The 8,210-nt window shown below is 64.1% G+C and carries 12 protein-coding genes and 1 pseudogene; 8 read left to right on the top strand and 5 right to left on the bottom strand.

Features of this window, described 5'->3' with window-relative positions:
* Positions 1-650, bottom strand: a 650-nt coding sequence (locus AB0M15_RS19215; RefSeq protein ID WP_363820216.1) for a ferritin-like domain-containing protein, incomplete at its 3' end; no start/stop codon positions are given.
* Positions 651-670: 20 nt separating this feature from the next.
* Positions 671-1,183, bottom strand: coding sequence for a class E sortase (locus AB0M15_RS19210; RefSeq protein ID WP_363820214.1), 513 nt, complete (start codon positions 1,181-1,183; stop codon positions 671-673).
* A gap of 348 nt (positions 1,184-1,531) precedes the next feature.
* Between AB0M15_RS19210 and AB0M15_RS19205 the strand changes: the two genes are divergently transcribed.
* The 6 genes from AB0M15_RS19205 (at position 1,532) to AB0M15_RS19180 (ending at position 5,198) form a co-directional block, all read left to right on the top strand.
* On the top strand, positions 1,532-2,326 hold the full coding sequence (locus tag AB0M15_RS19205) for a ferritin-like domain-containing protein (protein WP_363820211.1): 795 nt from the start codon (positions 1,532-1,534) through the stop codon (positions 2,324-2,326).
* A gap of 61 nt (positions 2,327-2,387) precedes the next feature.
* A complete protein-coding gene (locus AB0M15_RS19200; protein ID WP_363820208.1) occupies positions 2,388-2,636 on the top strand; it encodes a twin-arginine translocase TatA/TatE family subunit in 249 nt (82 codons plus the stop codon).
* Between the two features lie 2 nt (positions 2,637-2,638).
* Complete coding sequence (tatC, locus tag AB0M15_RS19195; protein ID WP_363820205.1) at positions 2,639-3,439, top strand: twin-arginine translocase subunit TatC; 801 nt, start codon at positions 2,639-2,641, stop codon at positions 3,437-3,439.
* 2 nt (positions 3,440-3,441) lie between these two features.
* Entirely contained in the window at positions 3,442-3,759 is a 318-nt protein-coding gene (locus AB0M15_RS19190) for a sec-independent translocase (protein ID WP_363820202.1), read from the top strand.
* A 64-nt stretch (positions 3,760-3,823) separates the two neighbouring features.
* Entirely contained in the window at positions 3,824-4,417 is a 594-nt protein-coding gene (locus tag AB0M15_RS19185; protein ID WP_363820198.1) for a sigma-70 family RNA polymerase sigma factor, read from the top strand.
* A 67-nt stretch (positions 4,418-4,484) separates the two neighbouring features.
* Positions 4,485-5,198: an anti-sigma factor gene (locus AB0M15_RS19180; RefSeq protein ID WP_363820195.1), complete on the top strand. Its 714-nt coding sequence runs from the start codon at positions 4,485-4,487 to the stop codon at positions 5,196-5,198.
* A gap of 55 nt (positions 5,199-5,253) precedes the next feature.
* Here AB0M15_RS19180 and AB0M15_RS19175 read toward each other — a convergent pair.
* Positions 5,254-5,376 (bottom strand): annotated as a pseudogene (locus AB0M15_RS19175) (antitermination regulator); the annotation flags it as partial.
* A gap of 191 nt (positions 5,377-5,567) precedes the next feature.
* On the opposite strand from AB0M15_RS19175, the gene AB0M15_RS19170 reads away from it, so the two are divergent.
* Complete coding sequence (locus AB0M15_RS19170; protein ID WP_363820192.1) at positions 5,568-5,996, top strand: hypothetical protein; 429 nt, start codon at positions 5,568-5,570, stop codon at positions 5,994-5,996.
* Between the two features lie 185 nt (positions 5,997-6,181).
* Complete coding sequence (locus tag AB0M15_RS19165) at positions 6,182-6,850, top strand: fasciclin domain-containing protein (protein ID WP_363820189.1); 669 nt, start codon at positions 6,182-6,184, stop codon at positions 6,848-6,850.
* Positions 6,851-6,868: 18 nt separating this feature from the next.
* On the opposite strand, the gene AB0M15_RS19160 is transcribed toward AB0M15_RS19165, so the two are convergent.
* The gene (locus AB0M15_RS19160; protein WP_363820186.1) at positions 6,869-7,504 is read right to left on the bottom strand and encodes a hypothetical protein; all 636 of its coding nucleotides are present in this window, start codon (positions 7,502-7,504) and stop codon (positions 6,869-6,871) included.
* Positions 7,501-8,088 carry a hypothetical protein gene (locus AB0M15_RS19155; RefSeq protein WP_363820183.1) on the bottom strand — a complete coding sequence of 196 codons (588 nt, stop codon included), beginning with the start codon at positions 8,086-8,088 and terminating at the stop codon, positions 7,501-7,503. The genes AB0M15_RS19160 and AB0M15_RS19155 overlap by 4 nt, the downstream gene beginning before the upstream one ends.
* Between the last annotated feature and the right edge of the window lie 122 nt (positions 8,089-8,210).

Genomic DNA, 8,210 nt, shown 5'->3' with positions numbered 1-8,210 from the left:
AACGGCATGGCGGCCTGCAGGACCGGCCCCATCGCCAGGTGGGCCTCGATCGGCGCCGGGAACGGGTTGCCACCGGTGATCTGGGCGATGATCGCCGCGTGACGCGACTCGACGCCCGCGATCGACGCCGCAGCGCCGAGCAGGTCCGGGTTCTTCACCAGCGGTACCTGCCCGTGGTACGCCTTCACGCCGAGCTCCTCGAAGACACCAGCGGTCTTCAGGAACGACGCCCGGCTGCCGAAAGTACCGGCCGGGAACTTCACCTTCGGCTGCGCGACCGGCTTGCCGCCGAGCTGCACGATCGTGGAGCGGACCACTGCGACGTGATCGGCCTCGTGCTGCTGGATCGGGTCGACCAGTTCCAGCTCGCGGCCCTTCAGCAGCTTCGCCTTCAGCCCCGCGGTGTAGAACGCGGACTCCAAATACTCCAGCGTCAGCGCGTAGTTGAGGATGTCCAGATCGCTCGCGTTCGCATCGTTCTTGGCGAAACCACGGTCGGCCTGGCCGAACGCGACCGGATCACCCGGACGAGTCGCGACATACGTGACTCCGACACCGATCAGCGCGGCGTTGCGCAGGAAGGCGCGACGGCCGTGCTCGTCGGCGAACTCGAGGACCGGACGGCCCCCGAAGATTGCTTTGATACCCATGACTCTCCTTGAGTTGACACTCAGGCAGCGCGCGCCTGGACGACGATGCGCTGGAAATGAGCGGTGATCGGGTTGCAGGCGAACAAGGTGATGACCTCGTCGCTGCGATTGGTGGGCTGCCGGAGGACGAATTTCACGTACTCGGCCTGCGGCACGATCGTGGTCTTGAAGACCTTGTACGTCGTACTTCTGGCCCCGACGGTCACCTTGATCGGATCACCGGGCCGAAGCCGGTCCAGGTAGAGGAACGGCTTCTCGTTCGTACTGCGATGGCCGCTGATCACGCTGTTGCCGGGCCCACCCGGCAACGGCGTACCGGGCCAGTGCCCGACGCCATGGACGAGAGCGGCCTCGTCGACCCCGTTGTTCAGCGGCTGATCCACACCCAGCTTCGGGATTACGAGCCGACCGAGCAGTAACTGCTCGCCCGGCTTGGCTTTGATGGCCTCGATTGGCACACCGGCGGCGGGGTTTCCCTCACCTGGAGCGAATTGTGATTCGACCGGCTTGCCGTCGCGGATCTGGTCCAGCATCCGATTCACCAACGCCTCCGGCTCGTCGGTAGTGGAGCCTTCGTCGGCCGTCGCCGAGGCCTTTCCCGATGATGTGCTCGCAGCACTGGTTGTACCAGCTGAACTCGCCTGTTCATGGTCAGGGCTGAAAACGACTACTCCGACCGTGACCAGGGCCGCGAACCCGATACTTGCCGCAAGCCACCGATACATCGGCTTCCAAGTCTTCATCCTGCGGACCATCTCCTTATCGGACGGGTCTTCAGACGGGACTTCGGAGACGACTCCTCCATGGATAGGTGACGCGGCAGGGATATTTGGTTCTCCGGACAACCGATCCGGCACCGGATCGAGGCACGAATAGGTGGTATGAGCTTCGATGTCGCTACCTATGCGTCGACCGCACAGCCGTTGCGGTGGGACGACCTCGACCTGGGGGAGTTTCGTACCAACCGGTTGTCCGAGGGCGCGTTGCGGTGCTTGCAATACATGAGCGATGTGGAGACGCACACGGTCTGCTACCTCCGTGATCTGCTGGTCACGCCGTCTCATCTGGATCCTGAGATCACCACGTTCCTGACTTTCTGGAACATGGAGGAGTACTGGCACGGCGAGGTACTCGACCAGGTACTCGAGGTCCACGACGTGTCTACCGGGCCGGATCACACGGAGGCGCTGCGAAAGCGGCTCGGGTGGCAGGATCGGGTTTCGCCGATTGTTCAGTCGGTCCTGGCCAATCTGCTCGGACCGGACTTCATCGCCACCCATATGACCTGGGGCGCTATCAACGAGTGGTGCACGCACGCCGGCTACTCACGCTTCATCACGGTGGAGGACAACCCGATGCTCACCGAGATCCTGCGTCGGATCGCCAAGCAGGAGACCCGGCACATAGCGTTCTACAACAGTCAGGCCCGTGAGCGGCTCGAGAACAATCCGCGGGCGCAGCGGATCACCAGGTTCGCTCTGCAGCACAAATGGGGGATCGTCGGCTCTGGCGTCATGCCGGACGCCGAGGTCCGGCATCTGCTCAGCTACCTGTTCGGTGGCCCGGACGGTTTGGCGCAGGCTCGCAAGATCGACACCAAGATCGACAACCTGCCTGGCCAGGAAGGCCTGCATCTGGTCGAGCGTGAGCTCCGGCGGTACGGAATCGCCGGTTGACCCGTCTTGTGGGTGATCGGCTCCGAAGTCCCTACCTATTGACCACGAAACAGGAGACGTCATGCTGACACTGCTCGGAATGCCCCAGGGCGCGGAATGGCTCATCATTCTCGCGATCGTCGTGCTGCTGTTCGGGTCGGCGAAGCTGCCGGCGCTGGTGAAGCAGCTGGGCAAGTCGAAGAAGATCTGGGAAGAAGAGATCTCTCACGGCAAGAAGCCGGATGCCGAGGTCGGTGACGGCGCGCACCCGGCGGAGAGCATCACGGTCGTGGAGAAGACGGTCGAAACCCAGCCAGAGCGCCGGATCTAAGGATGACGGCTCTCGACCAGCTCGACTCCGTGGAGGAGACCGGCGGTGGTCGGATGAGCCTGCGTGGCCACATCGTTGAGCTGCGCAACCGGCTGCTCATCGGCGTGCTCGCGATCGTGGTCTGCACCGTTGCTGCCTGGTTCGTGTACGACGAAGCGTTCAAGCTGCTGACCTCGCCGTTCCAGGAGAGCGTCCGCCAGCTGGGCCCGAAGGCGGGCGACACGACGCCGATCCTGACCCTGCCGGGCGTCGGTGACGCGCTGACTCTCCGGATCAAGATCTCCGCGCTGATCGGAGTCGTTCTGGCCGGACCGATCTGGCTGTACCAGTTGTGGGCATTCATCGCGCCTGGGCTGCATCGGAGCGAGAAGAAGTGGGCGATGCTCTTCGCGGGGATCGCGACGCCGTTGTTCGCCGGCGGCATGGCGGTGGCGTACTGGACGCTGCCGAAGGGGATCGCGATCCTGATCAGCTTCACGCCGGAGTCGATTCAGAACCTGATCGAGATCCCGCATTATCTCGATTTCGTGATTCGCACGATGCTGGTCTTCGGGATCGCGTTCCTGATCCCGCTGGTCGTCGTGCTGCTGAACATGCTGGGCCTCGTGCCGGCGTCGGCCCTGAGCAGATTCCGGCCGTACATCATCTTGGTGATCTTCGTCTTCGCCGCGGTCGCGACTCCGTCCGGTGACCCGTTCACCATGTGCCTGCTCGCGGTACCGATGTGTTTACTGTTCTTCGTCGCCGAGGTGATCTGCCGGATCAACGACAAACGCCGCAGTCGTGCTGCTTTGGAGGTTTGACGGTGTTCGACATCGGATTCCCCGAGCTGCTGGTGATCGGGCTGGTCGCGATCGTTGTCTTCGGCCCCGATCGGTTACCCGAGTTCGTCCGTACCGCGGCCCGGTTGCTCAACCAGGTACGAGGCATGGCCGCCAAGGCACAGAAGGAGCTGCGGGACGAGCTCGGGCCGGAGTTCGCCGACCTGGATGTCCGGGATCTCGATCCGCGCAGCTTCGTCCGCAAGCACCTGCTCGATGGAATGGACGACGAGCCCGCCGCGAACGTCGTACCGAAGAAACCGCTGGCGGAGCCGGCGCCGTACGACCAAGAAGCCACCTGATCGGCCCGCTCGTGATAGGAATCAGCTATCGCCTACCGTCACTGACGAACACGAAGGCTGAATCGTGAACCGACCCATCGGCCTGCCCTGGCCATCCGCCGGCAAGCCGCCGTCGCCGGACAGTGAGCTGATGGCACAGGTCGCTCGCGGGGACACCGACGCCTACAGCACGCTGTACGACCTGCTGTCGCCCCGGATTTTCGGACTCGTGCGCCGGGTGCTGCGGAACCCCGCACAGTCGGAGGAGGTGACGCAGGAGGTGCTGATCGAGATCTGGCGGACCGCGGCGCGGTACGACGCCTCCCGCGGATCCGTGAGCGCCTGGGCACTGACCATGGCGCACCGGCGGGCCATCGATCGGGTTCGGTCGGAGCAGTCGTCCAGCGATCGCGATCACGCGGTCGGGATGCGGTCGGCAGAGATCGACTTCGACCAGGTGACGGACGCGGTCGTTAACAACCTCGAAGCCGAACAGGTACGGCGTTGTCTAGGCTCACTGACTGAGCTTCAGCGCGAGTCGATCACATTGGCCTACTACCAGGGATACACCTACACCGAGGTCGCGACGTTGCTGGAGGCAAAGGTGCCGACCGTCAAGGCGAGGATGCGCGACGGTCTGGTTCGATTGCGCGACTGCCTCGGTGTCGCGGGGGAGTGATGAGGAAATGACTGACAACACAAGCGAGGACATCCACGCCCTGGCCGGGCCTTATGCGCTAGATGCCTTGGCCGAGGACGAGCGGGACCTCTTCGAGCGGCACTTGCCGCAGTGCGCGGTTTGTTCTGCCGAGGTTGCGGAGTTCGGTGAGGCTGCGGTCAAGCTGAGCGCTGGGGGTGCCATGGCGCCACCGCGCGGGATGAAGGACGCGGTGATGGCGTCGATCAGCCAGATCGAGCAGCTGCCGCCGTTACCCCTGTCGCCTGAGGGCCCCAGGAGTATTGAAGATTCGGCTCCTGCCGCGGCAGTGTCGCGTCGAGGATTCGGGCGCCGTTCCCTCCTTGCTCTTGCAGCAGCCTTGGTGGTTGTGGCGGGCGCAGGCGGGATCGCCATTGATCAGTATCGGAAGAATTCGACGACCCAGCGCGCCACCGAGCAGATCGCGGCTGTCCTGGCTCAACCCGATGCGCAGACGGTCCACGGCTCTCTGACGGGCGGCGGTCAGGCGACCATGGTCGCTTCCAGCCGGGCAGACTCGGCCGTGGTGGTGCTGAGCGATCTGCCTGCGCTGCCATCGGAGAAGACGTATCAGCTCTGGCTCATCGACAAGTCGAAGACAGCTCATTCGATCGGCCTGGCCGAGGCGTCGTCGTCCAGTCAGACCAAGGTCCTGGCTGGTGGGGTGACCGGCAAGGTTGCCTTCGGCGTCACCGTGGAACCGAAGGGCGGCTCGGCGCAGCCCACGATGCCGGCCGCGGTGATCATTCCCATGACCGCCTGATCAGGCCAGCTGCTCGCGTCCTGAGCCGCGCCGGGCTTGTCGCTATGGAGGCCTTGCACCACACCGCCTGGAGGGCGAACTGGACTACGGCCTCGACGGTCTCTTCGACGCCGTCGGCATCGTGCAGCTCCGACGCCAGCCGGCCGAATGTCTCGGCTGACGCATGATGCATGGACATGACAGCGCTCCCACGCGGTCGGGCCCGATCTCCACTTCACCGAGAACCTATGCACCTGGTCGTGGCCCGGTGCTCAAGTGGTTTCCCGATGGGTACTGTCTGCGCGAACGGTCTCCGTTGATCGTCGAAGCTGCTGCCCGAGACCCCGGCGGCGTTCAGAGGAGTGTCGATTTCAGGAGAGTCGGGGTCAGATGGTCAGCAGACGCAGTAGAGGCCCGGGCGACCGGCAGAACTCAGTCGCCTCAGCCATCGTGGATCAGCATGGCACTGCCTTGCTGTCCTTGGCGGTCGCACTGATCGGTGCTCGACACGCGGAAGAGGCGGTCGTAGAGGTCATCTGCGCCGCCTACCCCGCCTCGTTGCCGGACCGATTGGCCCCGACCGAGGTTCGGCAGGAACTGGCCCAACGGCTATACCTGCACTGTGATTCGCAGGCGTCTGGCAGGAACAGCGAACAAGACCTCGAGCAGATCGCCCTGGCATTGGCCTACTGCGGTCAGCTGGATTATCGCGTAGTGGCCAACCTCCTTGAGGTACAGCCGGAGACCGTAGTACGGATGTTGAACTCGACGCTGCGCCGAGAAGCATCCTCGGCAGCAACGCGCAGAGCTCCACGCTGATGCCGGGGAGCTCAACGCGAGCTGAACCCGACGACGATGTTTAGGCCGCTGTGGGTTAATGGCTGCTGGGAGCGGCGAAAGGGAAATTCTGCGCTCGACCTATCCGTTCCCGTGGTGGTGACGAATGAGTGATGTCAGCTGCGTGCCGCTGGCTCAGTCACTTTCACTCAAGGAGCAGGATCGTCATGTCCCACACCATCAAGCGCGTAGCCCTCGCCACCTCCGCCGTTTCGTTGCTCTTCGCGACCGTTGCCTGCGGCAGCGATGACAACAAGTCGAGCAGCAGCCCATCGACCACCAGCTCGGCCTCCACATCGACCTCGGACACCCCGTCGGCGTCCGCGTCAGTGGATAACGCCGCTGGCCTGGTCGGTCCGGGTTGTGCCGACTACGCGAAGGCGAACCCGACCGGTGCAGGTTCGGTCGATGGCATGGCCGCCGCGCCGGTTGCCACTGCCGCGTCCGGTAACCCGCTGCTGAAGACGCTGGTCGCGTCGGTGTCGGGCAAGCTGAACCCGAAGGTCGACCTGGTCTCCACCCTCAACGGCGGCGAGTTCACCGTCTTCGCCCCGGTCGACTCCGCCTTCGCGAAGATCCCGGCCGCGACGATCAACACCCTGAAGACCAACTCCGCGCTGCTCACCAAGATCCTGACCTACCACGTAGTCGCCGGCCAGCTCGACCCCGCCGCGGTCGTCGGCAAGCAGACCACCGTCGAGAAGGGCTCCGTCACCGTCACCGGTTCGGGCAACAACTTGATGGTCAACAACGCCAAGGTCATCTGCGGTGGCGTGAAGACCGCCAACGCGACCGTGTACCTGATCGACACCGTTCTGATGCCGCCGGCGAGCTGACGATCCCGCCGGCCGGCATCACCGGGTCGGTGTCACCAGGCCAGGACACCAGATGACGGTGATACCGACCCAGCAGTAAGCGGTGGTGCCTCCCTGATCCAGGGAGGCACCACCGTCTGCGTTACCCCTGCGCCGGATTCGAGCACGTCGACGGATCGCTACTTGGAGTTCGAGCCTCTGGGTGCTCTGTAGCCAACTGGTGAAGGCTTCTACGTGTTTGACGTGGTCGCGGGTGATGTCGATACGGCGGGGCCTGTGGTGTGCTTGGACCCGTACCCATGGTGGGCCGAAGCCGAGATAGCGCAGTACGGCAGAGGTCGGTCGGAGGGTGATGTCGTGGATGTCGGCCCAGTTGAGCTGGTGCTCGCCGAGGGTGATGCCTTGTGGTCCGATGGTCAGCCTGGATCGACCGGTGATGATTCCGTAGTACATGCGTAGTGCCCCGGCGCCGTAGACGCCGACACCCGCCGCGGTGACGTAGAGGGCGAACCGCATCGGGTCGCCCATCGGGTCGTGGCCGCTGGAGACGATGAGGTAGGTGGCGAAGCCGGCGAACAGCGTCGCTCCGATCAGGTAGAAGAGCCGCTGGGCGCGCCGGACAGGGATCTCGATCGTCTCGCCGGTCGGCAGCGGGCGTGTCCAGTCTTCCTTCATCGGCTGGCGGAGTTTCGTTGTTCTTCGAGTCTGGCGCGTAGCCAGAGTGCGAAGAGGTGCAGTTCGTCGACGTATGCGTGGTTGATGGGGATCCGTTGGGGCTTCTCGTTGTACGGGCGGATGTTGACGTAGGCGAACAGCCATGTGCCGATCGGATCGCTGATCGTTTCGATGCGCTCCCAGGGGATCTGGTAGCGCCGTCTGGTTCCGTAGTGGATGCCTATCTGATCGATCCTGAGGATCGGCCGTCCGGTGACCAGTTGCCATGTCGTGTAGCCGAAGAACCAGGCCCAGCAGGGGATCGCGAGGACCATCACCACCAGGTAGATGAGAGGTTCGTCGCGGTCCTGCAGGTTGTGCACCAGACTGAGGCTCGAGTTGGCAGTCAGAACGAAGGTCAGGCCGGCTCGCCACCACAGAGTACGTCGGCGGTGGGGCAACACCACCTCACCGTGGGCTTGCCACGCTGCGATCCACTCGGCTGGACCTTCATTTTCCTGTTCGCGCACGCCGCCCCCTTTGAGTCTCAGGCGTCTGGTACCCCTTGGGGCGACGCGAAACCGCTTGAGGCGTTGCAACAACATGCAGGTCGATGACCGCGAGGGACAGCCGGGCCGGTCAGCTCTTGTGCGGGAGGTCAGCGTCTCGGCCTTGCCTACCAGGACTATGGCGCGACGACGAAGCCGAGGACGTTGAGTTCGCAGAT

It is taken from the genome of Kribbella sp. NPDC051718 (assembly GCF_040681515.1).
In the GTDB taxonomy this organism is placed as follows: domain Bacteria; phylum Actinomycetota; class Actinomycetes; order Propionibacteriales; family Kribbellaceae; genus Kribbella.
The sequence above is the reverse complement of the archived record's forward strand: the minus strand, read 5'-3'. Positions and strand labels throughout refer to the sequence as shown.